This is a genomic window from Natrinema sp. CRL1, from assembly GCF_059162405.1.
In genome coordinates this window covers 343039-365766 of sequence record NZ_JBLVOY010000002.1, presented here as the reverse complement: position 1 = coordinate 365766, position 22728 = coordinate 343039, and the positions used below count along the sequence as shown (strand labels likewise).

Here is a 22728-nt window from a genome sequence, read left to right as displayed (position 1 = left end):
GCGTATGCGGCCGGGGCCTTTCGGCGTGGCGGTTGTGACAGTCAGTCCGCGCCCAATCGATCGAAGTAGATCGCACGCCGTTCGGCGGCCGCCGGCGAGGTCAGCAGCGAAACGACGACGGTGACGACGAGGCCGAGTCCCATCCCGACGAGGCCGGCCGACCAGCCGGCGTAGGAGCCGGGAACGAACGCGAAGAAGAGACTCGAGACGTAGAAGCACTGACTGGCCACCACGCCGGCGGTGATGCCGGCTCGCGTGATGCGTCGCCAGTAGAGCGCGAGTAGGACGGGAAACGCGAGTTGGGCGAAGCCGCTAAAGGCCGCGTTGCCGATCTCGAACAGTGTCGCGGGCTGGAACAGGCTGACGACGAACGCAGCCGTGGCGAAGATCACAACACCAGTGCGAGCAATCAGGTCCTCACCTCGCTCGGAGATGGTCCAGCCGAGGAACGCGGCGATCGGCCGGAAGAGGTCCCGCGTGAAGTACGACGAGCCCGAGAGCAACATCGAGTCCGAGGAGGACATCATCGCGGCCATCGCGCCGGCAATAACCAGCGCGGCGAACCAGGTCGGCGTGTACGCCGCGAGGACCAGCGGCAGGACGTTCGCTCCCTCGGGGACCGCGACCTCGAGGCCGGCAGCCCACGCGCCGAGCATGAACGAGGGGACAAAGAGGAGGACACACAGGATCGGCCAGAGGGCAAAGGAGCGCTTGAGCACGGTTTTCGAGCCCGCGGCGAAGAACCGCTGGTTGACCTGCGGGAACATCGCGACGCCGAAGCCGATCGTGATCGCCGTCGAGAGCATCCACGGGACCGTGTAGTAGTCGCCGCCGAGGGAGAGGAAGCCGGCGGTGTCGGGGTTCGATGCAAGGGCCTCCGTCGCAGCCCCGGGACCGCCGACGGCCGCGAGCACCCACAGCACGGCGACCCACGTCGTGACGAGCATGAACGCCCCCTGCAGCGTATCGGTCCACGCGATCCCGCGCATCCCCGCGACGACGACGTAGAGGATCATGAACGCGGTGATCAGTCCCGCGCCGGCAGCATAGGGGACCGCGCCCTCGGTGAGGGCCTCGAGTGCGGTGCCGGCCCCGACCTGCTGGAGCATGACGTAGGGGAAGAGCCACAGCAGGCTGACGCCGGCGACGAGGCCGCGGAGCCACGGCGAACCGAAGCGGTCGCCCAGCATCTCGCCGAGCGTGACGTAGCCGAACTGTCGGCCGAGCAGCCACTGCTTGTAGCCGATGACATACCAGAGGATCGCGAAGATAATGCCGTCCATCAGACCCATGACGAGCACCCACTCGGGACCCTGCGCGTAGGCGATGTTCGGCCCGGCGAAGAAGGTAAACGCCGATAACAGCGTCGCGAAGGTGGTAAACAGCAGGACGACCGTGCCGAGCGTTCGACTCGCGAGGTAGAAGTCCTCGGCGGTGCGGTCGGTCAGCCGGTAGGCGACCAGCCCGACAGCGAGGGCGATCAGCAGATAGCCCACGATGATCGAAAGCTGGAGGGTGACCGCGTTCACGGCGAATCACCGCCGGGTCGTCGATCTCGAGCGCGCTCTGTTCGGGTTCCGTTCCCGCCGATCGAGTCGTCACCAGGTCCACTAGTTTCGATGCCGATCCCCCACGCGCGCTGGGTGAATAGCCAGAAGACGAGCGATGCGAGACCCATCCAGCCGATGTGCCACCAGAGCCAGATCGGGAGTCCGACGACGACGGCCGCCGACCCCCACAGGAACCACGGAATTGCGAGCGCAGCGAGGAGGATTCCGACGGCGATCCAGCCCCCCAGTTCAGTCCGACGCATGTGCGATGGTACGTCCCGACGTGGGTAATTCTTACTATTCGAATGCCGTTATCGAAGAGATATATTCATCGAACTACCGTCCCGGCTCCGTAGCGCGGTTTTCGGTAGCTGAAATCGTTCTTTCACCGAGGAAAAAGAGTATATGTGTTTGTCATCGAATAGGAATCGAACCTCGTATGGCCCGTCTCTTCCCCTTTCGCTCCGATACGGCCGCCGAAGAGGGCCAACCGCGCGTCGTCGACCTCGAGGGCGAGGACGCCGACGCGGTGTTCGGCGCGCTCTCCTCGACGACGGCCCGGCGGATCTACTCACGGCTCGACGACGAACCCGGCACCCCAAGCGACATCGCCGACGCGGTCGACTCCTCGATTCAGAACGTCCGCTACCACCTCGAGAACCTCGAGGACGCGGGGCTCGTCGAGGTCGTCGACACGTGGTACTCCTCGCGTGGCAACGAGATGAGCGTCTACTCGACGACCGACGGGCCGCTGATCGTGACCAGCGACGAGTCGCGAGCGTCGCAGCTAAAGGAGGCGCTGTCCCGGTTTATCGGCGGCGTCGGCGCGCTGGCGGGCGGCAGTCTGCTGGTTCAGTACGCCATGACCCGGTGGCTCGCGCCGTCCGGAACGGGGTCGACGGTGGACGGGGGGACACAGCCGGCTGGAACGACCGACGACTCGAGCGGCGAGAGGACGGCCGACGAGACGGCGAACGACGCCGGTAGCGGGACGACCGACGAGGCAGCGGACGACGCCGGTAGCGGGACGACCGACGGAGGCGGCGATATGGGTGCCGCGGACGTCGGGACATCCGATCAGAACGGCTCCGAAAGCGCCAGCAACGGCGACGCTGGGAGCGGGGGCGGGGGCACAGATTCAGGTTTCGACGCCGACAACGAGACACTCCAGAACGCGACCGACGGCGGCGCGGAGGCGATCGAGACGGTATTCGGCTCCGTGCCGCCGGGGCTGCTCTTCTTCCTCGGCGGGCTGGTCGTCCTGCTCGCAATCACGGCGTACTGGTACTGGTACCGACCGTCGTACTGACCTCGAGTGGCGGTCCAATTTGCAGTGGCCGAACGAATCGGCCGGGTGCGTGTGGCGCTTTTCTGTTGTCGCGATATTCCGCTGTCACGAGAGCGGGACACGTGCCCGTCCGGCACCCCGGCTCTCTCGAGGGTTGCCGACAGCGAAACCGCGCCCGACCGACACCTGCGGAGGTCAACAGCTATTTGCACCCCACGGCCGAAATCGTATATAAATCGGTCTCTGTACGCTATCTGCGTCACCGCCCCTCCCGGGGACAGATCTCCAATGGAAGACACGTCGAAATACCTCATTCACGCCTCCGTCACGGCTGACGGGATCGTCGAGCGGAGCGATGTCGTCGGTGCGATCTTCGGCCAAACCGAAGGCCTGCTCGGCGACGACCTCGATCTCCGCGACCTCCGCCAGTCCGGTAAAGTCGGCCGTATAGACGTCGAAATCGCAAGCACCGGTGGCCAGTCCCACGGCCACGTCACGATCGCGACCAGCCTCGATAAAGTCGAAACGGCGACCCTCGCCGCCTCCCTCGAGACGATCTCTCGAGTCGGTCCCTGCCGAGCCGACCTCGAGGTCGACGAGATCGAGGACGTCCGAGCGGCCAAACGCAAGGAAGTCGTCGACCGCGCGAAGGAACTCCTCCGGACGGGGTTCGACGACACGATCATGTCCTCTGACGAAATCCTCGCGGAGGTTCGCCAACAGGTCCGCGTCGAGGATATCACCGAATACGAGGGCCTGCCCGCGGGTCCCCGCGTCACCGACAGCGACGCCATCATCGTCGTCGAGGGCCGGGCCGACGTGCTCACGCTGCTGAAATACGGCATCAAAAACGCCATCGCCGTCGAGGGGACGAACGTCCCCGACGCGGTAGCCGAACTCACCCGCCACCGCACCGTCACGGCCTTCCTCGACGGCGACCGCGGCGGCGATCTGATCCTCGAGGAACTCTCCCAGGTCGGCGACATCGATTACGTCGCCTTCGCCCCCGCAGATAGCTCTGTGGAGGACTTAGATCACCACGAACTGTTCGCCGCGCTCCGCAACAAGGTCCCCTACGAGACCGTCTCCGAACTGAACGAACCGCGAGAGGCGGTCGCCGCCACGGACGGCAGTACGACACCGGCACCGCGGCCGTCGGAGCGCGACTCCACCTCGCCGACGGCGATCGGCGACGAGGCAGACGGCGACCGCGACGATCGATCGGCGTCCGCGACCACCTCGAGCGAGACGAGTCCCGCGGCGACCGACTCGAGCGAAGCCGAGACTGCATCCGACGCCCCCGATGGAAGACCCGCGAAGGCGAAGACCGAACGAACGGGGTCGAAATCGGAGGGGAGCTCGCAGCCGACGGCACACTCCGATGCCGGACCCAAAACCGCCGAAACGGGAGCGGTCGAGAGTGACGACGCCGGGACACAGGGACGGGCCGAATCCGCGTCTGCGGCCGACGAAGCGACCGAACCCGAAACCGTCTACGGTCACGCGGCCGCGATCATCCGATCGGGGACCGATCGCGTCCGGTTTCTCGACGCCGACGACGAGACGATCGCCGAGGCCGACGCGGCCGACGCCGGCGACGATCTCGAGGGGCTCGAGGCGGTGCCAACGACGATCGTGCTCGATACGGTTCTCGACCAGCGACTGCTGGATCTGGCCGCCGACCGCGGCGTCGAACGGATCGTCGCGCGCTCGCTCGGGCAGTTCACCAAGCGCCCGACCGGGGTTCAGATCCACGCCATCGACGACATCGCAAAACGGCCGCCGAACGGAAACTGATCACAACCGCGTCCCAGTCGCTGGGACCTGGCCGAGGAGTTGATATACCGGCGGTCCCGAGCGACTCTACGATGTCACCACCGCCGATGGCTGCGCTTGCGCTCCTCGGTGTCTGGGCGCTCATGACGCTTTGGGTGACCGGCACCGCCGCGGCCGGCCAGTCACGACCCGATGAGCAGTTCGATCCGCCCGGTCCCGACACGCGACGCGGGCGACCGGATGGAACGCCGGACGACCGCTCCGCGGAGCCGTCGTTTCCCGCCGCTGACGACTGAGTCGTATTCGACCGTTCGAACTCGAGTGGGCGTCGTCCGAGATCCCGCTCGCCCGGCCGTACTCAGCCGAGCATCGCAAACGAGAGCACCAGCAGTGCACAGGCGAGTGCCCCGGATAGCGTCGCGAGGAAGTTCACGCTCTGGTTGCCGAGCAGCGACCCCTCGAGGGTCGCGCCGAGCAGGCTATCGACGGTCATGCCGACGATACCGGCGGCGACGATGACCGCTGCGCCGAGCGGGCCGATCTCGGGGAAGAGCCCGTAGGTGATACCGGCGACGACGGCCGCGCCGACGATCCCGGCGAGTTCGCCCTGCCACGTGACGCCGCCGTCGGTTCCGGGGTCGACCGGCTCGAGGGTGGTGATCAGCCGCGGCGTTTCGAAGACGCTGCCGATCTCGCTCGAGAGGGTATCGCTCATCGCGGTCGCGATGGAGCCGGCGAAGGCAAAGAGGAACAGTTCGGGCTCGCGGGGCAGGAAGCCGGCGTCGCTGGCGGCGTAGCCGAGGACCGCGGCGAGTGCGACGGCGGCGTTGCCGAGGACGTTGCCGCTGCCCCGGGCCCCGTTGTTGTCCTCGGCGACGCCGAGGGCTTCCTTGCGGTCGTAGCGGAACTTCGTCGAGAGGCCGCCGATGGCGAAAAAGGAGATGAGGACGGCGAACCAGCCGTAGCCGCCGAGGACGACCGTCAGCAGCCCCAACAATACGCCGGTGAGCATCCCCGCGATCGAGGCCGTCTCGAGGGCGTAGGAAGCGTATCCGAACGCGACCGTGACCGTGAGCGCGACGGCGATTTCGCCGGTGCCGATGGCCGGCTCGAGTTCCGCGAGCAGCCAGAGCAAGAGGCCGACCGAGAGGACGACGATGGGATCGTCGGAGCGCAACAGGACGTCGCGGAGGAGGGCGGCGAGCAGGGCACCGCTGGCGGCCAGAAAGACGATCACCGGCAGCGCCGATGCGGCGGCGTTCGCGGTGACCGAGTGGGTGATAGTCTGGCCGACGACGGCGGCCCCGGTCGCCGCGAGACAGAAGGTGGCAACGCGGACGACCGCGTCGTCGGTCCGGAGGCGGACGAGTTGCTCACCGAGGTTGCCGTAGCCGACGAGCAGGATCGTCCCGATGAAAACGGCGATAGGCATCGACGCTGCGGTCGCCATGAGGCCGAGCGCGACCCCCGCGAGGACGAACGTGATGAGGCCGTAGAGACGCGAGTCGTTGTAATCGCCCGGATACGCGAGGAGGTCGAACAGCGGTCCGTCGGTGATCACGTAGGCACCCAGCAAGACGACGCCGGCGACCGCGGCCCCGGGGCGAGGGCCGAAAAGCGGAACGGCGAGCGAGAGCGTACAGAGGGCCGCGAACACGCCGGCTCGCCGAACGGGTGCTGTCACGATATCGGTCCCTTTCTGTGGCGTTCACTTGAAGCTTCGTGAACCCGGCTCGAGTCGGGTAGCACCCGCTCAGATGCGCGAAACGGGAGAAACTTCCCGTGCCGGTATCGGCGGCGACGACCCGTAACCCGTATGGCACCGGCCGGGAAAGTCACTGGCGTGGGACTGTACGAACGGTATCTGGCCCTTCGGATTCGCCGTCACGAGGCCGACCCGCCCGACCACGTCGCGCTCGTGATCACCGAACGCGACCTGTTAGAGCGGGGTGCCTACGAGACGCTCACCGACTTCTTCGAGTGGGCGATCGAGTACGCCTCGCAGATCACCGTCTACGTGAGCGTCCTCGACGCGGCGGCGGTGCCGGCCTTACAGCGCGAACTCGAGACGATCGACGCGCCGCGGCCGGTCGCCGTTCGCGGACCGGAGGACAAGGCACGGGCCGACGCGCCGATCCGGATCGGGATCGGCCTCGGCGGCAAACACGAGTTCACCAGCGCGGTCCGGACCCTCGCCGAGCGCGTCGACGAAGGCGACCTCGAGCCCGACGAGATCGACGACGATGCCGTCGAGGACCACCTCGTCTTCCCGTCGGAGCCGGATCTGGTGATCAAGACCGGCGCGGAGCGACTCTCGGATTTCATGATTTGGCAGTCGGTCTACTCGGAGCTGTACTTCACGGATGTCAACTGGCGTGACTTCCGCAAGCGGGACTTCCTGCGGGCGGTCCGGGAGTACTGCAACCGATCGCGGCGCTTCGGTCGCTAATCGGCCGAATCGCGCGGCGGGTCGTTCGAACTCGGATCGGGAATGCCGGCGAGATCCGCGACCGGATCGGCGGCGGCGACGACCGGTTCGTCGAGTCGGACGGTGTTCGCCTCGCAGTCGTACTCGAGGACGTCGTGAGACTCGAGTTTCGGGAGGACGACGTGGCTGAGCGAAACGCGAACGGCGTGTTCGTCGGCGTCGTCTCGGCAGGCCACAGTGTCGGTGAGTCCGCCGAGCGAAAGCGGTGGTTCACACGCCGAGAGGACGTGGAGCGTGAGGCGGGTTCGGGGGTTCGCGAGAAGCGCGTACGCCTCGTCGAGCGGGACATCTGTGAGCTGAACGAACCGCTCGACGTCGATGGCTGGGGCGCTGGTCGGTGCCGACATCGTACGTATCGTTGCTCGAATGACAAATAAAGGTCTTTGGGTGGGGTGAGAAAGAGTGACGGCGACGATAGCGACGATGGTGCGGCCCGCTCAGTCCGCGATCCGACTGTTCGAGTCGTTGGCCTCGAGGTCCCCGGCGTCGGGCCGTTCGGACGAGGGCAGCGAGTCGCGAAACCGGTCGACGACCGAGCGGGCCTCGGCGAGTTCAGGTTCGCTGACGGCCCCGAGCAGGGCCAGCGCGCGCCGAGCCCGGGTCCGTCGCCACGATTCCTGTCGGTGTTCGTAGGTCCGGATACCCCGCAGGAAGTCGGCTTTCGAGAACTCCGGCCAGTAGGGCGTACAGAAGAAGACGGCGGCCTCGTTGCCGTTTGCGTGCCACGGCAGGAAATTCGAGGTCCGCTCTTCGCCGGCGGGCCGGATGATCAGGTCGACGTCTCGGAGCGGCTGGTCGTACAGTCGGCGCTCGATGTCCTCGACATCGATTTCGTCGGGCTCGAGGGTGCCGTTTTCGACGTCCGCGGCGACCCCGCGGGTGGCCTCGAGCAATCGCGAGCGACCGCCGTAGGCGAGGGCGATGTTGAGCACGAACCGATCGTAGTCCCGCGTGCGACGTTCGGCGTATTCGACGGCGTCTTGGACCCGATCTGGGAGCATGTCCGTCTCGCCGATCGCGCGAATACAGACCTCGTTGTCGTGGACGCGGTCGGCGTCCGCGAAGTCGTGGAGCTTCTCACAGAGCAGGTCGAACAGTGCCTCGTTTTGCTCGTCCGGGCGGTCGAAATTCTCCGTCGAGAACGTGTACAGCGTGAGTTCCTCGACGCCGATGTCCTGGCACCACTCGAGGACGCGTTCGGTCGTTTCGGCACCTGCACGGTGGCCCTCGTGGGCGTCGTCGCCCTGACTGCGGGCGTACCGTCGGTTTCCGTCCTGAATCACCGCGACGTGGGTCGGCGCACCGGAGATTTCTCGAGAGAGCAACCGCTCGTAGGCCGAGTCGACGCGCTGACGGAACCACCGCTTCATTGCTCATCAAAAGGTCATTGATCACTATGTGTCTTGCGTGTGACCCGTCCGCAGTGAGAACCGGCCCGTCTTATGTCGGGGCCGACGGACGGGGGAATCGTGACGGCTATCCGTTCGGACTGCGAACGGCCGCCCAATGCCAGACGCGATCGACGACGACCTCTACCGGCGGACCAAGGCACTGCTCGAGCCCGGGGACATCGCCCTCAACGGAGCGGTCGTCCGAACGGAGTACGACGGGCAGGAAGACGTCAAGATGATGCAGGCGACGATCGACGTCGGCGACATCATCGCCGAACACTCGGGATACGACCCGAAAGACTGCTTCGTCCACTCGGGCAACGACGATCCCGACTTCTCCTCGAACCAGCATCAGGGCCTGACTCTCGAGGACGAGGCGTTCGTCTGGGAGTGCCAGCAACTGCTTCGGGAGGGCAGTTTCGATATCGTCATCTACTACGAGGCGAGCGCCGACCACGAGGCGATCCTCGAAGACGTTCGCGATCTCGGCTTCGACGTGATCGGCGTGGAAGGCGAGTGAGCGACCGTCGCTCTCGAAAGTCACCATACACCCGATCGAAAGATAGCGTTGCGATCGGTGTGTAAATCGTTTCAAAAGCGACGATAACGGGTCGAACGGGCAGGTGTTTTCTGGGGAGTGTGCGACCGAGTAGACAGCGCGGATGGCCCCGTCGAGGACGGTTCCACTTCCCTTATACTCCGTCAGTCCCGAGGATTTCGTATGACTACGGACGTCGACCTCACCGAACGCGAACGGGCGGTCGTCAACGCCTTTCAGGGCGGGTTTCCCGTCGTGGAACGGCCCTTCGAGGACGCCGCGGCCGCTATGCGTAACCACGGGGTCGACATCGATGCGACGGAACTACTCGAGACGATTCGGGACCTCGACGAGCGCGGCGTGCTCTCGCGGTTCGGAGCCCTCGTCAACGCTCAAGAGATCGGCGGGGCGGCGACGCTGGTCGCCATGCACGCCCCCGAAGAGCGGTTCGACGAGATCGTCGAGACCGTCAACGACCGCCGCGAGGTGGCCCACAACTACGAGCGCGAGCATCCGCATCTGAACGTCTGGTTCGTCGTCTCGGTGGCCGAGGAAGACCGCGTCGCAGAGGTCCTGGCTGAAATCGAGGACGAGACCGGCCAGGAGACGTACAACCTGCCAAAACGACAGGAGTTTCGCGTCGAAGCCAAGTTCTACGTCGACGGCCCGCTCGACGGCGAGGGCGATATCGAGGCCGCCGGCGTCGACTGTTCGGCGCTCGGCCCCGATGTCGAGCCGACAGACGCCAGGACGCTGTCCCCGGCCGAACGGGACCTCGTCCTCGAGATTCAGGACGGCTTCCCCCCGACCGAAACGTCGTATGCGGACATCGCAGACGCGATCGGACGGGAGGTCCAGTGGGTGCTCGAGACGGTCAAACGGTTCGAGCGCGAGGGGAAGATCCGCCGGATCGGCGTCGTGCCGAACCACTACGCCTTGGGGTACACGGAAAACGGGATGACGGTCTGGAACGTGCCGGACGAGGTCGTCCCCGAGGTTGGACCCGAAATCGCCGCGTTGCCGTTCGTGACCCACTGCTACCAGCGGCCGCGCCACGAGGGGGTCTGGCCGTACAACTTCTTCGCGATGACTCACGGCCGCAGCGAGGAAGAGAGCCGCCAGCGAGTCGAACAAGTTCGGGAACGGATGGAGGAATACTGGAACGTAACTCCCGATGACTGGGACACCTTGCACTCGACACAAATATTGAAGAAAACTGGGATACGGATGGCAGCGCGAGCGGACGCGAACACCAGAGAGCAGTAGCGCCGCCGTACGTACCACACTCTCCAATGATACCACTTCTGCACGATTTCACGAACGAGACGGTGCTGATCTTCGGCGGCGGGCCCGTCGGGGCGCGGAAAGCCCGACGCTTCGCCCGCGAGGCGCGGGTGGTCGTCGTCAGTCCCGACTTCGCCGATCGGGACTTCGGCGACGCCGAACTGGTCCGGACCGCGCCCGCCGCCGAAGACGTTCCGGCGTGGCTTGAGCGGACTTCACCTGCCCTGGTCGTCGCCGCGACGGATGACACGACGATCAACGAGGCCGTTGCGGACGCGGCCCGCGATCGAGGGGCACTCGTCAACCGAGCGGACCGATCGGGGGAACGCGAGGTCGATAGCGTCGTCGTTCCCGCGACCGTACGCGAGGACCCCGTTACCGTCGCGGTCGCAACCGGCGGCACGGCACCCGCCCTAAGCAAATATCTGCGACAGGAACTCGAGGAGACGGTAGACGGGGCCGGCGAGATGGCCCGCGCCTGCGCGGGACTGCGCGAGGAACTCAAATCCAGGGACGTGGCGGCGACCCGGCGACGAGAGATCGTTACAGATGTCGTCAATTCTCCGGATGTTTGGACAGCTTTACGTACGGGTACTTCTAACTACCGTCAAGTGATTGAGGACGTGCTCGGCGAGGAACTATCGACTGGGGGTGATGGGGTGTGATGTCGACCGGAGTCGTCACTGCCGCGCGAGTGACCCACGAGAGCGGCAGTGTCGACCAACTGGCCGACGCCAGCCCGGAGAGTCAGGACGCCGCCGTGGAGGAACTCCTGACCGTCCCCGCTATCGAGGAGGCGTACGTCCTCTCGACGTGTAATCGCGTCGAGGCGTACGTCGTCGCCGCCGACCACGCCGTCGGTCGGGCCGCCCTCGAGGAGTTTTTCGCCGGGATCGACGACGATGCCGTCGTCACGACAGACCACGACGCGAGCTTACAGCACCTGCTGCGGGTGGCCGCCGGCCTCGAGTCGGTGATCCTCGGCGAGGACCAAGTCATCGGGCAGGTCCGAACCGCCTACGAGGACGCCCGCGACGCCGGCGGCATCGGCTCGATGCTCGAGGCCGCCGTCACGAAGGCGATCCACGTCGGCGAGCGCGCCCGCACCGAAACGGCGATCAACGAGGGCGTCGTCTCGCTGGGCTCGGCCGCGACGCGGCGGGCCGCCGCCGAAATCGGCCTTGAAGGGGCGACCGCACTGGTCGTCGGTGCCGGCGAGATGGGACGGGTCGCCGCCCGCAGCCTCGCCTCGGCCGGCATCGACGAACTCGTCGTCGCCAACCGGACCGTCTCCCACGCCGAACATCTCGTCAGCGACATCGAAGACGAGACGGACGCGACGGAGACGACGGCCACGCCGCTCGAGGCGCTCGATACCGTCGCGACCCGTGCGGATGTCGTCGTGACGGCGACCGGCAGCGAGGATCCGATCCTCGGCCCCCGGCAACTCGAGGACGACGCCGACGGGGCGGATGCCGAGCCCGAGCGGGTGGTCGTCGACCTCGGCCAGCCGCGGGACGTATCCCCGGCGGCCGACGCACTGCCGTCGGTTCGGGTCTTCGATCTGGACGACCTCGAGTCGATTACTGCGGAGACCCGCGAGCAGCGGGCAGACGCGGCCCGCGAGGTCGAGGCGATGATCGACACGGAGTTCGACCTATTGACGGAGCAGTACAAACGGGCCCGCGCCGACGAGGCGATCGCGGCGATGTACGAGTCCGCCGAGCGGATCAAGAAACGAGAGGTCGAGACCGCGCTCTCGAACCTCGGGGAGGACGTTTCCGACGAGCAACGCGAGGTCGTCGAAGCCATGGCCGACGCGCTGGTCAACCAGTTGCTCGCCCCGCCGACCAAGAGCCTCCGCGAGGCGGCGGCCGAAGACGACTGGAGCACCATCCACACCGCCCTCCAACTGTTCAATCCGGAGTTCGACACCGACGACGGCCCGCTCGCGCCGCCCTCGGCCATCACCGCAAACCCCGATTCGGGGATCGGCGCGACCGACGACGACTGAGACCGGCGGACGACAAACGAGCGAATTTTCGAATCAGTATAGCTTGAGGCGTCAGTCTCTCCCAGCGGTCGCACTGCCGGCGCTCTCCCGTGTGCAATCGAGCGTACTCGAGCCACAGAAAGCCCTACCCGGAGTCGACTGGTCCGAAGAACTACCGATTCGGCGCGCCGTACTCGACGTGAACCGTTGGGACGCTCGCGGAGTCGGGCGCTTCGTTGCCGTTCCAGTCGACGAGTCGGACGTTCGCCATCTGACCCGAAAAGCGGAAGCGCTGGACGCCGACGTCGATTGCACCCTCGGCGACGCTGCCGGCGATGACGGTGCCCTCGGCGACGGGATCGTCGGTGAGCATCTCGAGGTCGCCGTCGACGGCGATCTCGTAGTTCGAAGGGACGCCTCGTCCGACGATCGTCACGAGATTTGGAAGTGTACTGTCAGTTGCAGCCGTGGCGGTCCGGTTCTGTACCGGTTGATCGCGTGCCATGCTCCGATAACCCGAGTATCCCGGCATAAGCTTTCCTGTCGATAGAATGGTAAGAATGGGTGAATACCGCGAATCGGTTACCAATCGCGATCGACGGATGATGCGCGGCCAACGGTTATACGACGCGGCGTAGTCGAGATCCCCGATGCTCGAACTCTATCAGGCCGAGGGCTGTCCGCACAGCAGTACGGTCCGCGAGAAACTGACGGATCTGGGCGTCTCGTACGTCATTCACAACCCCCGGCGGCCCGGCCACGAGGGCGGCGACGTGCTCAACGAGTGGGCCCAGCGGGCGATGACGGACCTCGGCGGCGAAGACGCGATCCCGTTCCTCGTCGATACCGATCGCAGGGAACAACTCTACGAAAGCGAGGACATCGTCGACTACCTCGAGGAGCACTACGAGTAGTGCGGTCGCTGTCGGGGACTGTCGCTCCGAGAAGCGCGATCGGACGCTCAGTCGCTCGAGGGGACCAGATCGCGAACGAGGACCGCACTGGGGACGTCGGGCGTGGCCGGGCGGACAATCGATTCGCTCGAGTCGATCGTGTGTCCGGTCTCGACGTGGTGGTCGATGGCCGCCTGCGAGCGGTCGCGCTGGGACGGTTCGTCGGCCGCGTTCAGACTCCAGTCGCAGTCGAGGCAGTACTTCATCGTGACTCTGTCTCCGACCGAACTCCCGAATCCCTTTCGGTCTCGGATTCGAACTCGATCCGACCGTCGCTCTCGACGCGAACGTCGTGTCCGCGGTAGGTGAACGAAACGAACCCGGCGTCGCGCTTCCCGGACCGGGTCGGCTCGAAGAGGGCGTCCAGCGCGGTCGAATCGATCGCATCGTGAAGCGGCGGCGAGACCTCGATCGGATCGATTCCTTCTCGTTCCGCGACCGCTTCGACGACGCGAATCGACACCGGCGTCCGTGCATCGTTGCCGACTCGATTGGAGGGCTGTGAGTCCATTATCCGAGTAAGGCCAGTAGAATATATAAGTACAGTGGTAGTTCTCATTGCGGGTGGCCAGCAGGAAAGATCTGTTCTGGCTGCAGCCCACAAAAGGAACGCTTGGTCCATTCCGAGCCATCTCCGCACGTGTTAATTGGCCGTTCTCACTCCGATTCCGGTTCGTCGACGACGTCGGCCCCGAAGTGATCGAAGGGGCGGCTGTACTCCGATCGGAGAATCTCCGACCTGTCGATCTCGAGTCCGATGGCATCCAGTTTTTCCGCGACGGTCTCGATGTCGCCGGACTGCATTCCGACGACTTCGACGTGGAGGTTCTGTGACCCGGTCAGCAGCTCGCGGGTGTGGACCACGTTCGACACCTCGATCGCCCGATCACAGAGGTCCCTGCGCTCGGCGATCGGGGCCGTACAGACGAACAGGATGTGGTGGGGTGCACCCGCCTTCTCGTAGTCGATCACCGGATCGAACTTCTCGAGGACCCCCTCGTCTTCCAGCCGTTGGATGCGGTTGCTGACGGTGCTCGAGGAGACGTCGATCCGCTCGGCGATCTCTTCGTGGGTGAAGTCCGCGCGACTCTCCGCCTGCAGGAGGTAGAGGATCGCGTGGTCCGTCCCGTCGAGTTCCATACGGATACTCCGCCGTCGATCGAAAAGGGAATTGTCCTTGAAATATCGTCGGGACGGACCCGGGCCGGTTCCGCTGCCGGCGCTCTCGAGCGGCGATGGCTCAGCACAGTTCCGCGAACGACTGGACGCGGTAGTCGCCGAGCACGCACCGTCCCCGTCGCTCGTGGCCGACCCGTTCGACGTGGATCGCGTCGAGGCCGGCGTTCCAGGCCGCGCCGACGTCGCAGGCACCGTCGCCCGCGAGCACGCCCCGGTGGCCGTTGTGGCCGACGCCCAGGTCGGCCATGACCGACTGGACTGGCCCCGGATCGGGCTTCCAGCCCGTCTCCTCGGTACAGCACAGGCGCGCGTCGAACCAGTCGCCGATCCCGAGGTGGTCCAGGACGGGTTCGGCGAGGAACTCCTGACAGTGGGTAACCAGCCCGACTGGCACCTCGAGGTCGGCGACGAACGCCGCGTCCTCGTGGAGGTAGGTCTGTTCGGCTCGGACCATGGGGTCTTCCTCGTCGTGGAAGGCCGCCCAGAACTCGACGGGGTCGACGCCCCACGTCTCGAGTTGCCGGTCGCGAGAGCCGGTCAGGCCGTTCCAGAGGATGTCGGCCTCCCGGTCAGTGAACTCGCGGCCGACCCGGTCGCCGACCCGGTCGAATACGTCGCGAGTGTAGGACCACTCGACGTCGACGAGCGTCCCGTCGAGATCGAGCAGCCAGAAGTCGTAGTCGCGCTCGAACACCATTCGGACGCAAGGATAGGTGATTCTCGAGTAAATGTCTATCGCCCGAATCGAGAGTCCGCGAAGCCGACCCGACCGACGAAACCGATCCGCGACCGGCGGTTAGGTCAGTCCGCCGTCGGCCGAACGCGATCGGCGTACTCCGCGACGAGCGGCTCGTCGGCGGGCCGGAACTCGTCGGTCCAGACCGCGTCCGGATCGATCTCGCCCTCGAGCAGCGCGGTCTCCGACAGCGTCTCGCCCAAGCGCTGCCAGCGCCCCCCGTCCTGTGCGCCCCAGCCGTGGGTCCCGACATACGGCGTGAACTGGAGCTGGTGGGCGGCGGTCTCGAACTTCAGTCGTTCGATCTCCCTGTTGCGCTCGAGGGTTGCGTTGCGGTCGACCAGCACGTCGATTGCCCGCTCCGGATCGCGGGTCGCGGCGGCCCAGCCGCGGGCGGTCGCCCGGAGGAACGCTCGGATCGTGTCGGGCCGCTCGGCGGCGAACTCGGGGCCGGTGACGAGGGTCATCCCGTAGATATCGAGGTAGTCACCGATCGGGAGTTCGTCGGGCGTCCGATCGTGTTCCCGCCCGATTTCGACTCCGTTGGTGACGACGCCGACCGCCGCGTCGACGGTTCCGTCGATCACCTTGTGCTGGACACGGTGGTGGGTGTGCGGATCGACATCGAGGAGGTGGACCTCGTCGCGGATACCCGCGTCCTCGAGCAACTGGGCCGTGAGGATCCGCGTCTTCGTCGCGGAGGGCGCGACGGTTCGGCCGGCGAGCTGTTCGGGATCGGTAAGCGCCTCGCCGAAGACATCCCGAAGCGTGTAGACGGCCGCCGGCGTCTTCTGGGTCACCGCCGCGACTGCGAGCGGCTCGAGCCCCTCACTCTGTTTGGCCAAGACGGCGCTCGCGCCGGCGAGTGCGATATCCGCGTCGCCGCGAGCCCCACGTTCGGCCGCGTACGGCGAACCGTGTCCCTCGACGAACTCGATCTCGAGGCCTTCGGCCTCGTAAAAGCCCGCCTCGCGGGCGAGGAAGTACGGCGACTGGAAGCCGTTTGGCTCCCAGTTAAGCTGAAACGAGAGGGCGGCGTCGGTCATGCCTCCACCTCGAGTTCGGGGCGGAACAGCCCCTCGGGGAGTTCCTCGACGCCGAGTGCGTCCGCACCGGCGACTGATCTGAGGTGCTCGAACAGCCGTTCCATCCCCTCGACGGTCGTCTCGTCCCAGTCGGCGACGACCATCTCGCGCCACCGGTCGCGGACGGCCCGGACGACCACGGGGTCATCCTCGTACATGAGCTGCTCTCCGATCTCGTCCCAGAGGGCGTCGTCGCGCTGTAATCGCTCCACTGCGTCCCGAAACGCACCCGTGAACCCGCTGACGGCATCGGGGTGGTCGGCCAGATACGCCTCGCTCGTCAGGAACGTCGAGATGGGGATCGGACGATCGGCGTCGGATTCGGTGCCGGCAAGGCGATCGACCAGCGTCGACATCGGCAGCACCTCGTGGTACGGTCCGGTTTCGACGATCTCCGGAACGATCTGCCAGAACTGCAGGACGGCGTCGACCTCGTCGTCCTCGAGCAGCCGCGTGAGCTCGACCTTCGAGCCGGCTTCGACCGGCGTGGCCGTCTCGTCGGGGTCGAAGCCGTGGGCCGCCCGGCAGGCCGCCCGGACGAGGATCCAGTTCTTGTCGAGCCGTCTGACGACGCCGATCCGGTGGCCGGAGAGGTCCGCGAGGCCCTCGATCGGCGAGTCGGTCGACGCGACCAGCCCGCCGACGGTCTGGCCGTAGGGGTGGAAAGCGACGATCGGCGCGCCGTCGGCGCGCTCGCGGGCCGTCGAGATGTAGTCGATGTCGATCAGATCGGCGTCGCCCTCTTGCAGTTTCGCCTCGACCGTCTCCCGGCCCTCGTCTAACTCGTCGGAGACGAGTTGCAAGTCGAGGTGGAAGTCGTGGTCGTGATCGTAGCCGAACCGCTTGATCGTATAGAGCATGTATCGCGGGCTGCCGTTGTGCTCGAACCGCGCCCGGAGGACGGGGCGGTCGCCGGGGTTGCCCTGATAGTCGTCGATCGCGGCCTGTTGTGAACTGATGTCGATTTGAGTCATGAGTGGGGTCGGTGAGTGGACGGGTCCTGAGTGGGGTTGGTTAGTATCGCCGGAACCGCTTACAGCGGCGCGACGATGTCGTCGATCACCGCGCCTTCGTCGATCAGTCCGCGGTCCCGCATCCACTCGAGGTGGTCGTCGAGTTCCTCGCGGTCGGCCGGGTCAGGGACCTCGTACCGCGGGACGGTGATCTCCTCGCGGACGGCTTCGATGTCGACATCGTCGAATAGGTCGGGCGCGACCGCGGCGTCGGCCTCGAGCATCTCGAGGTATGTGCCGCGAAAGGCAGCTGGGTTCGCGTTGATGTCTGCGACCGCGCGGCCGTAGGCGCGCAGGAACGCTTCGAGCAGGTCCCGGTCGACGTCGTCGCTCCCGACGATGCCCATGTGGTTGTCGTACTCGAGGAGTCGCCGGAACCCGAGGTGGTCCGCGAGGGTGCTGTGGGGGTCGATAAGCGTCACGGCGTCGACGCGGCCCTCGTGAAGCGCCCGCAGGCGGTCGGTCGGCATTCCGCAGCCGACGAGGGCGATCTCGTCTGGGGGGACGTGTTCCTCGAGTGCTTTGCGGGCGGTGTACTCCTGGCCGGTCCGCAGATTGACCCCGACCGGCACGTTCGCGAGGTCGGCCGGCGACTCGATCGCGGAATCGGGGCGGGTAAAGACCGTGTACGGGAGGTTCGCGAAGGTTCCGTTCGCGACTACTCGTCCGTCGTCCATGTCCCATGTCCGGCGGATGCTCTCCCACTTGCAGATGGGGTAGAGATCAACGTCGTAGTCGCCCGTCAGCGTCTCCTCCGCGGGGATATACTTCACCGAGACGTCGCGTCTGTCTCGCTCGACGAGATCGACCGCGAGCCCCTCCTCGCGGTAGTAGCCCCGTTCGGCCGCCACCGTCTGTGGCAGCATAAACGAGAACGGGAGGTGGAACAGCCGGACCGATCGGTCTGCTAACATGGACCAACCCACACCGAAGAGCGGCTTAAAACGTTTTCATGGTACGTTTATCAGTGCAGGCGTGGTGAGTGAGCCCCGTTCCCATGAAACGGATATCGACGGCGCGCCCGGAGTTCGAGGCGGTCGCCGACGGGGTTGCCCTCGCGGACCTTCCCGCTGGGGAGCGAGCCGGCATGGTCTACTGGAAAATCGAGTCAGGGGCCACGCTGCCCGCTCACACGCACGCGAACGAACAGATCGGCTTCGTGCTCGAGGGGGAACTCACCGCGATCGTCGAGGGCGAGGAGTACGCGCTGACGGCCGGCGACGCGTACATGTTCTCGAGCAACGAGCGCCACGGGGCCGAGAATCGGACCGACGAGGACGCGATCGGCATCGGCGTCCTCGCACCGCCGCGAGAGGAGCCAGACTGGCGGCGAACGCCGTCGGCGGTCGACCAGGACTGAGGATCACGGCAAGCCATTTCGGCCGCGGAGAACCCGGCTCGAGCGGGGACGCGCCGGCCCGGGGCCGGCCGGCAGCCGCTGCCACGGATAGTATATTGGGGCCGCCCGTGGTATCTGCTCGCATGGACGCCGTCGATCACATCAACGTCGATGTCGACGCCCTCGAGCCCTGCTACGAGTTCTACCGCGACACCCTCGACCTCGAACTGGTCAGGCCGCCCGCGGATTTTCAGGGCGCACACGCGATGTTCCGGGCCGGCGAAACCGTCGTCACGCTCGCCGAAACCGGCCGTGCCGACAACTGGGGCGAGCGCGGGCTCGAGCACCCGCTCGATAAGGCCCACCTCGCGTTCGAGACCGACCGTGGAAGCTATGACACGCTGGTAGACGATCTCGCCGAGCAGTTCCCGAAACAGGGACCCTACGACTGGGGGGAGTTCGAGGGGTTCTACTTCCTCGATCCGGACGGCAACCTCCTCGAGGTCATCACGTACGAGGAGCCCGCCGGCGAGCGAACGCGGCGGCTACTGACCCACGACGACGTGGAGTGACGCGAAAGCCCAACCCGGGACGGTTCCCCGTCTTCACGACGAATCGGTCACGCGGATGCTCGAGCCCAGATACTTCGAGAGCACCTCGGAGACGCTCTCGGCGTTGAACAGTTCGAGGTCCGCTGCGATTGCCGACTCGAGGGCCTCGAGGGAGGCCTCGTCGGTCTGCAGTTCGCGGAAGTCGACGGACTCAATGGTCCGCTCGGGGACGCCGAGCCACTCCGCGGCGAGCTGTCGGGCGTACTTCTCGTCGGAAACCTCGCCGCGCCAGAGCGTGTTGCGGAAGAAGAGCCAGCCCTCGGTGCCCGGTTCCGGCGCGTCGCGAAAGAGCGTGACCGTCGTCTCGGCGCTGCTCGGCTCGAGGGAGACGAACGGCGCTGCGGGTTCGATGCGGAACCGAACGCGGAAGGTGTAGTGTGCGTCCATCGTGGAGTCATCGGCCCGTTGCGGATCGATCTCGGTGATGGTCTCTCTCGAGTCCGGCTCAGGCGTTGCGCTCGGACTCGATCAGTTCCGCCATCTCGATGTCGTTTTCGGTGATCCCGCCCTCCTCGTGGGAAGTCAGCCGGATTTCGATACCGGAGTAGCGGATGATGATTTCGGGGTGGTGAAACTGCGCTTCGGCGATTTCGCCGACCATCTGGGCGAAGTTGACGCCGCGAAGGTAGTCGTCAAATTTGTAGACTCGAACGATCTCGTCGTCCTCGCGGTCCCAGTCGGCGGGGAGTTGCGCCTCGATCTCCTCGTCGGAAAGCAGGTCAGCCATGTGGTGCCGAACGCAATCCACCCAAATAACGATTGGGTCGTCTTCCGTCTCCTCGCGGCCGATCGTCGGTCCCAACGGCCGTCACTCGAACCGGGGACCCTCTCCCGCGGGTTGGAGTTCGGCGTCGACCAGCGTCTCGTAGGCCCGGCGGAACCGCTCGGAGAGCGCCTGATGGGAGATCCCCAGCTCTTCGGCCAGCTCCTCCATCGAGATACTCCGCGGGATTTCGAAGTAGCCGTACTCGAGGGCCGCCTCGAGGGCTTCCTGCTGTTCCGGAGTCAGGCGCGTCTCGCGGTCGTCGGCGTCGGTCACGTCGGTCACCCGCCGGAGGTCGGCGTTGACGCCGCGGTCGACCAGCCGATCGTAGGCGTCACAGAGCGTGTCGCGGTCGCGGTAGCGGACCGTCACCTGCCACCAGCCGTCGCTCGCCCGTGCCTCGAGCAGCGAGCCGCCGTCGGCGAGCAGGTCGTCCCAGAGCCGGTTCGTCCCCGTTCCCTCGGCGAAGGTCACATCGTACAGCAGTCGCGATTCCGTTTCGACAAGCAGTTCGGCGGCCGCGACCGAGGGGTCGGCCGCGAAGGCAGCGTCGGCCGTCTCGCGATCGACGCCGGACACCCACAGCGACGGGCGCGTCTTCGAGACCGACGACTCGAGTTCGAACGTGGCCGTCGGCGCGCGCTCGAAGGTAGTCGCCAGCGCGCTCTCCGCCGCCGGAAGCCGGAGGTCGGCTATCGTCGACATCGGGCTTTGTACACTACCGGTGCGTAAAAACCGCTGTTGCGGTGAGACTGACTGTCGGGAGCGGTGATATCGGAGACGGGAACGCCGGAACTGGCCGGCCACAAGCTAAAGCCTGCCGACCCCAGAACACGACCATGCCCCCGCGTCTCGACGCCGAAACCGACTTCGAGGAACTGGCCGCCCGCATCCGCACGCAGTCACAGCAAGCGCCGGGATCGGACACCGAACGGGTGACGATCCGCTCGCTCGAGAGAGTCTCTTCGGACAGCCTCGAGAACTTGCTCGAGGCCGCCGAGAGCGAGCACCTCGAGCCGGGCGCACTCGTCTTCGTCCTCTCGCGGGCCAACGCCGAACTGCTCTGCGAGCGGGAGTTCGACATCGACGACGTCGACGAACTCGAGGACGTACTCGGCCGGCGGGTCCGCGTCGAAGACGAGATGCCCGACGATACGATCCTCCTGTTGCATCCCGACGCCGTAGAAGGGGAGACGCTGGTCGAACCCGAGGCGATCGCCTGCGGGATCGTCGGGACCGACGACTCCTAACAGCGAATCTCGTCACCGTCGCCCGCGACTACCGCCGCGAACTACCACCCGTCCACTGCCGACCCGAGTACTAACCGCGCCTCGATTGTGGCCCCAGTATGCGCTATCTGGAGATTACGGTGCCAGAGGGAAAGCGCCTCACTGTTCTCGACATCCTCGAGGAGGAGGGCATCGACTACGTCGTCAGCGACGAGACCAGCGGCAGAGGGGACGCCGCGGTCGTCCGGTTTCCGATCCCGACGCGGGCCGTCGAACCGCTGCTCGATCGACTGCAACGGGCCGGCATCGGTGACGAGGCGAGCGTCGTCGTGATCAACGCCGAGACGGTCGTCTCCGAGGAGTTCTCGACCCTTCGGGACCGGTACAGCCGCGGCGGACAAGTGGGGTCTCGCACCTCGAGACAGGTGTTGCGAACGAAAGCCGACGAACTCACGCCGCCGCTTTCGATCTACGCGGTCATGTTGCTTATCAGCGCCGTCGTCGCTACCGCCGGGCTGCTGGCCGATTCGCCGGCGGTCGTGATCGGCGCGATGGTCATCGCGCCGCTGCTCGGACCCGCACTCGCCGCCAACGTCGGGATCGTCACCGGCGACGACCGGCTCAAATGGACCGGCTTTACCTACCAAGTCATCGGCGTGACGACGGTCGTCGTCGCCTCGATCGGGCTGGCCACGCTCGCGCGACTGGCCGGCCTCGAGCCCGCGGGGGTCGATATCGTCGTCGCCACGGAACTCGAAGAGCGGGTCGCACCCAACCTCTTCTCGCTGGCGGTCGCGCTGGGTGCGGGGATCGCCGGGATACTGAGTCTCACGCGGGGCTTTTCCGAGGCCATCGTCGGCGTCATGATCGCCGCGGCGCTGATTCCGCCGTCGGCCGCGGTCGGGATCACGGTCGCGTGGGGGATGTCCGGCGCGGCGATCGGCGCAGCGGCACTCGTGATCGTGAACCTCCTGTCGATCAACCTCGCCGCGCTGGCGACGCTGTGGGTCGCCGGCTACCGGCCGCAGGGACTGTTCGAGGTGTCGCCGACCCGGACGCCGACCTACACCTACGCGGCAATCTTCGGCATCGGCCTGCTTGCCCTCGCCGCGCCGCTAGCCGGCGTCACGCTGCTCGACTTCCAGACGACCGAACTCGAGTCTTCGGCCGAGGACGAGGTCGACGCGGTGCTCGCAGAGCCCCAGTACGACGGCCTCGAGAGCGAGGAGGTCGCGGTCGAACTCGACGGGGACTATCCGATCCAGTCGGTCGAACGGGTCGTCGTCACCGTCGCCGGCCGAGAGCCGGGTCCGGAGCCGGGGCTCGCAGACCGGCTCTACGAGGAGATCAGGCCCCACAGCGATGAGCCGCTGATCGTGGCGGTCGAGTACGTCGTCGCCGAGGAGCGGGGGAGCAACGCTGACGCTGAGACTAATGTCGAACGCGTCGCGCCCCAATCCGATCGAACGGGCGACTCGAGCGGATAGCCGTCGATTGGGCGAGCAGACAACC

At 66.3% G+C, this 22728-nt stretch carries 29 protein-coding genes; 13 read left to right on the top strand and 16 right to left on the bottom strand.

Features of this window, described 5'->3' with window-relative positions; genetic code table 11:
* Positions 1–41 precede the first annotated feature (41 nt).
* A complete protein-coding gene (locus ACJYUO_RS07595; RefSeq protein ID WP_494344787.1) occupies positions 42–1529 on the bottom strand; it encodes a sodium:solute symporter family protein in 1488 nt (495 codons plus the stop codon).
* A complete protein-coding gene (locus ACJYUO_RS07590) occupies positions 1526–1813 on the bottom strand; it encodes a DUF3311 domain-containing protein (RefSeq protein ID WP_494344786.1) in 288 nt (95 codons plus the stop codon). The genes ACJYUO_RS07595 and ACJYUO_RS07590 overlap by 4 nt, the downstream gene beginning before the upstream one ends.
* Positions 1814–1989: 176 nt before the next feature.
* Here ACJYUO_RS07590 and ACJYUO_RS07585 point away from each other — a divergent pair, with 176 nt between their 5' ends.
* The 3 genes from ACJYUO_RS07585 (at position 1990) to ACJYUO_RS07575 (ending at position 4910) form a co-directional block, all read left to right on the top strand.
* Entirely contained in the window at positions 1990–2859 is an 870-nt protein-coding gene (locus ACJYUO_RS07585; RefSeq protein WP_494344785.1) for an ArsR/SmtB family transcription factor, read from the top strand.
* A gap of 267 nt (positions 2860–3126) precedes the next feature.
* Positions 3127–4635: a DNA primase DnaG gene (gene dnaG / locus ACJYUO_RS07580; protein ID WP_494344784.1), complete on the top strand. Its 1509-nt coding sequence runs from the start codon at positions 3127–3129 to the stop codon at positions 4633–4635.
* A 71-nt stretch (positions 4636–4706) separates the two neighbouring features.
* The gene (locus ACJYUO_RS07575) at positions 4707–4910 is read left to right on the top strand and encodes a hypothetical protein (RefSeq protein WP_494344783.1); all 204 of its coding nucleotides are present in this window, start codon (positions 4707–4709) and stop codon (positions 4908–4910) included.
* A 62-nt stretch (positions 4911–4972) separates the two neighbouring features.
* On the opposite strand, the gene ACJYUO_RS07570 is transcribed toward ACJYUO_RS07575, so the two are convergent.
* Complete coding sequence (locus tag ACJYUO_RS07570) at positions 4973–6298, bottom strand: DUF92 domain-containing protein (protein WP_494344782.1); 1326 nt, start codon at positions 6296–6298, stop codon at positions 4973–4975.
* 159 nt (positions 6299–6457) lie between these two features.
* On the opposite strand from ACJYUO_RS07570, the gene ACJYUO_RS07565 reads away from it, so the two are divergent.
* Complete coding sequence (locus ACJYUO_RS07565; RefSeq protein ID WP_494344781.1) at positions 6458–7063, top strand: undecaprenyl diphosphate synthase family protein; 606 nt, start codon at positions 6458–6460, stop codon at positions 7061–7063.
* Here ACJYUO_RS07565 and ACJYUO_RS07560 read toward each other — a convergent pair.
* Complete coding sequence (locus tag ACJYUO_RS07560) at positions 7060–7449, bottom strand: DUF7344 domain-containing protein (protein WP_494344780.1); 390 nt, start codon at positions 7447–7449, stop codon at positions 7060–7062. The two genes, ACJYUO_RS07565 and ACJYUO_RS07560, sit on opposite strands and share 4 nt — an antisense overlap.
* Positions 7450–7539: 90 nt before the next feature.
* Positions 7540–8472, bottom strand: coding sequence for a polyprenyl diphosphate synthase (uppS, locus tag ACJYUO_RS07555; protein WP_494344779.1), 933 nt, complete (start codon positions 8470–8472; stop codon positions 7540–7542).
* A 136-nt stretch (positions 8473–8608) separates the two neighbouring features.
* Between uppS and ACJYUO_RS07550 the strand changes: the two genes are divergently transcribed.
* From ACJYUO_RS07550 to hemA, 4 genes are all read left to right on the top strand, one after another.
* A complete protein-coding gene (locus ACJYUO_RS07550) occupies positions 8609–9013 on the top strand; it encodes a DUF5778 family protein (RefSeq protein ID WP_494344778.1) in 405 nt (134 codons plus the stop codon).
* A 201-nt stretch (positions 9014–9214) separates the two neighbouring features.
* Entirely contained in the window at positions 9215–10297 is a 1083-nt protein-coding gene (ahbB, locus tag ACJYUO_RS07545) for a siroheme decarboxylase subunit beta (RefSeq protein WP_494344777.1), read from the top strand.
* 26 nt (positions 10298–10323) lie between these two features.
* On the top strand, positions 10324–10980 hold the full coding sequence (locus ACJYUO_RS07540; protein ID WP_494344776.1) for a precorrin-2 dehydrogenase/sirohydrochlorin ferrochelatase family protein: 657 nt from the start codon (positions 10324–10326) through the stop codon (positions 10978–10980).
* Entirely contained in the window at positions 10980–12329 is a 1350-nt protein-coding gene (hemA, locus tag ACJYUO_RS07535) for a glutamyl-tRNA reductase (RefSeq protein ID WP_494344775.1), read from the top strand. Before ACJYUO_RS07540 ends, hemA begins: the two co-directional genes overlap by 1 nt.
* Positions 12330–12480: 151 nt before the next feature.
* Here the strand turns inward: hemA and ACJYUO_RS07530 are convergent, their stop codons facing one another.
* Positions 12481–12813 carry a hypothetical protein gene (locus ACJYUO_RS07530; protein WP_494344774.1) on the bottom strand — a complete coding sequence of 111 codons (333 nt, stop codon included), beginning with the start codon at positions 12811–12813 and terminating at the stop codon, positions 12481–12483.
* 145 nt (positions 12814–12958) lie between these two features.
* Between ACJYUO_RS07530 and ACJYUO_RS07525 the strand changes: the two genes are divergently transcribed.
* Positions 12959–13222, top strand: coding sequence for a glutathione S-transferase N-terminal domain-containing protein (locus ACJYUO_RS07525; protein ID WP_494344773.1), 264 nt, complete (start codon positions 12959–12961; stop codon positions 13220–13222).
* 47 nt (positions 13223–13269) lie between these two features.
* Here ACJYUO_RS07525 and ACJYUO_RS07520 read toward each other — a convergent pair whose 3' ends face one another.
* The 7 genes from ACJYUO_RS07520 to ACJYUO_RS07490 all read right to left on the bottom strand — a co-directional run bounded on the left by ACJYUO_RS07520 (position 13270) and on the right by ACJYUO_RS07490 (position 18188).
* Positions 13270–13467: a hypothetical protein gene (locus tag ACJYUO_RS07520; protein ID WP_494344772.1), complete on the bottom strand. Its 198-nt coding sequence runs from the start codon at positions 13465–13467 to the stop codon at positions 13270–13272.
* Entirely contained in the window at positions 13464–13772 is a 309-nt protein-coding gene (gene ddfA / locus ACJYUO_RS07515; RefSeq protein WP_494344771.1) for a DdfA family disk-determining factor, read from the bottom strand. The genes ACJYUO_RS07520 and ddfA overlap by 4 nt, the downstream gene beginning before the upstream one ends.
* 146 nt (positions 13773–13918) lie before the next feature.
* Positions 13919–14401, bottom strand: a complete 483-nt coding sequence (locus ACJYUO_RS07510; protein ID WP_494344770.1) for an Lrp/AsnC family transcriptional regulator — start codon at positions 14399–14401, stop codon at positions 13919–13921.
* A 100-nt stretch (positions 14402–14501) separates the two neighbouring features.
* The gene (locus ACJYUO_RS07505; protein WP_494344769.1) at positions 14502–15137 is read right to left on the bottom strand and encodes an HAD family hydrolase; all 636 of its coding nucleotides are present in this window, start codon (positions 15135–15137) and stop codon (positions 14502–14504) included.
* Positions 15138–15241: 104 nt separating this feature from the next.
* Complete coding sequence (locus ACJYUO_RS07500; protein ID WP_494344768.1) at positions 15242–16222, bottom strand: ABC transporter substrate-binding protein; 981 nt, start codon at positions 16220–16222, stop codon at positions 15242–15244.
* Complete coding sequence (locus ACJYUO_RS07495; RefSeq protein ID WP_494344767.1) at positions 16219–17235, bottom strand: ABC transporter substrate-binding protein; 1017 nt, start codon at positions 17233–17235, stop codon at positions 16219–16221. The genes ACJYUO_RS07500 and ACJYUO_RS07495 overlap by 4 nt, the downstream gene beginning before the upstream one ends.
* 59 nt (positions 17236–17294) lie before the next feature.
* The gene (locus tag ACJYUO_RS07490) at positions 17295–18188 is read right to left on the bottom strand and encodes an ABC transporter substrate-binding protein (RefSeq protein ID WP_494344766.1); all 894 of its coding nucleotides are present in this window, start codon (positions 18186–18188) and stop codon (positions 17295–17297) included.
* 83 nt (positions 18189–18271) lie between these two features.
* Between ACJYUO_RS07490 and ACJYUO_RS07485 the strand changes: the two genes are divergently transcribed.
* Both ACJYUO_RS07485 and ACJYUO_RS07480 read left to right on the top strand, forming a co-directional pair.
* The gene (locus ACJYUO_RS07485) at positions 18272–18634 is read left to right on the top strand and encodes a cupin domain-containing protein (protein ID WP_494344765.1); all 363 of its coding nucleotides are present in this window, start codon (positions 18272–18274) and stop codon (positions 18632–18634) included.
* A gap of 122 nt (positions 18635–18756) precedes the next feature.
* Positions 18757–19185 (top strand): VOC family protein, encoded by a 429-nt coding sequence (locus ACJYUO_RS07480; RefSeq protein ID WP_494344764.1) that lies wholly within the window; start codon positions 18757–18759, stop codon positions 19183–19185.
* 33 nt (positions 19186–19218) lie between these two features.
* Here the strand turns inward: ACJYUO_RS07480 and lwrS are convergent, their stop codons facing one another.
* From lwrS to ACJYUO_RS07465, 3 genes are all read right to left on the bottom strand, one after another.
* Positions 19219–19611, bottom strand: a complete 393-nt coding sequence (gene lwrS / locus ACJYUO_RS07475) for an LWR-salt protein (RefSeq protein ID WP_494344763.1) — start codon at positions 19609–19611, stop codon at positions 19219–19221.
* 58 nt (positions 19612–19669) lie between these two features.
* Positions 19670–19951, bottom strand: a complete 282-nt coding sequence (locus ACJYUO_RS07470) for a 4a-hydroxytetrahydrobiopterin dehydratase (RefSeq protein WP_494344762.1) — start codon at positions 19949–19951, stop codon at positions 19670–19672.
* Positions 19952–20032: 81 nt separating this feature from the next.
* Positions 20033–20692, bottom strand: a complete 660-nt coding sequence (locus tag ACJYUO_RS07465) for a helix-turn-helix domain-containing protein (RefSeq protein WP_494344761.1) — start codon at positions 20690–20692, stop codon at positions 20033–20035.
* A gap of 134 nt (positions 20693–20826) precedes the next feature.
* Here ACJYUO_RS07465 and ACJYUO_RS07460 point away from each other — a divergent pair, with 134 nt between their 5' ends.
* Positions 20827–21237: a hypothetical protein gene (locus ACJYUO_RS07460; RefSeq protein ID WP_494344760.1), complete on the top strand. Its 411-nt coding sequence runs from the start codon at positions 20827–20829 to the stop codon at positions 21235–21237.
* A 98-nt stretch (positions 21238–21335) separates the two neighbouring features.
* The gene (locus tag ACJYUO_RS07455) at positions 21336–22703 is read left to right on the top strand and encodes a TIGR00341 family protein (RefSeq protein WP_494344759.1); all 1368 of its coding nucleotides are present in this window, start codon (positions 21336–21338) and stop codon (positions 22701–22703) included.
* Positions 22704–22728: the final 25 nt, after the last annotated feature.